Genomic DNA, 1,083 nt, shown 5'->3' with positions numbered 1-1,083 from the left:
GTCACTGTCTTTAACGCTTATATGGAAGTTGAACGTGATCGCTACATTAAAGCAGAGAACTATGAACGGACTTCGGAACGAAAAGATCAGCGGAATGGCTATTACGAACGGGACCTCATGCTAAATATCGGGAGCATCAACTTAAAAGTACCACGGACGAGATCAGGCGAGTTTAAAACAGACGTGTTTAACAGCTACCAGCGGATGGATAAAGCGTTTGTCCTTGGGATGATTGAGATGGTCATTATGGGTGTTTCTACTCGAAAAGTCACGAAAATAGTGGAACAGCTCTGTGGCGAAAATGTATCCAAGTCCTTTGTCTCAGACATCATGCAGGAATTAGATCCACAAATTGAAGCGTTTAAACAACGGTCGTTATCGCACTCTAAATTTCGTTACTTATATGTAGACGCAATGTATATCAAAGTGAGAGAGGACAATCGCGTCGTGTCTAAAGCTGTTTATATCGCCCAAGGTGTTAATGATATAAATAAACGAGAAATCGTCGGTTTTATGGTCTCAGAAGAAGAAACCGAAGCAGCCTGGTCACGCTTCTTTCTAGATTTACGCTCGCGTGGACTACAGACACCAACCATGGTTATTTCTGATGCCCATGCTGGACTGAAAAAAGCGATTCGTAAAGTCTTTGTAGGGACTATTTGGCAACGCTGTACATTTCACTTTATTAGAAACATTATTGATGTAATGCCTAAAAAGAACAGTAAAGAAGAAAGAAAAATACTTAGAAAGATCCTCCAAGCACCAACACAACAACATGCGCGTGAGTTGAAACAAGCCTATGAATCGCAACTTAAAGATAATCCCAAGTATACTGAAGCCTTAAAGATTTTAGATAATGGTTTTGAGGATGCCATTCAATATATGTTAGAACCCGAAGCTTTTCATGTTTCGTTGCGCACAACCAATTCAGTTGAGCGTCTGAATCGTGAAATTAGACGGCGAGACAGAGTGATTGGAATTTATCCAAACATAGCCTCTGCAGAGCGTTTAATCGGTTCGATATTAATTGATTTCCACGAAAATTGGGAAAATAACGCTCGGACATTCTTACAAGTGTAATGT

The 1,083-nt window shown here is 40.3% G+C and carries 1 protein-coding gene; it reads left to right on the top strand.

The features are described 5' to 3' along the window. On the top strand, positions 1–1,080 hold a 1,080-nt coding region (locus ACEN4N_RS11425; protein WP_407090981.1), incomplete at its 5' end, for an IS256 family transposase. Positions 1,081–1,083 lie beyond the last annotated feature (3 nt).

This window comes from Ruoffia sp. FAM 20857 (assembly GCF_045528645.1).
In the GTDB taxonomy this organism is placed as follows: Bacteria; Bacillota; Bacilli; order Lactobacillales; family Aerococcaceae; genus Ruoffia; species Ruoffia halotolerans.
The sequence above is the reverse complement of the archived record's forward strand: the minus strand, read 5'-3'. Positions and strand labels throughout refer to the sequence as shown.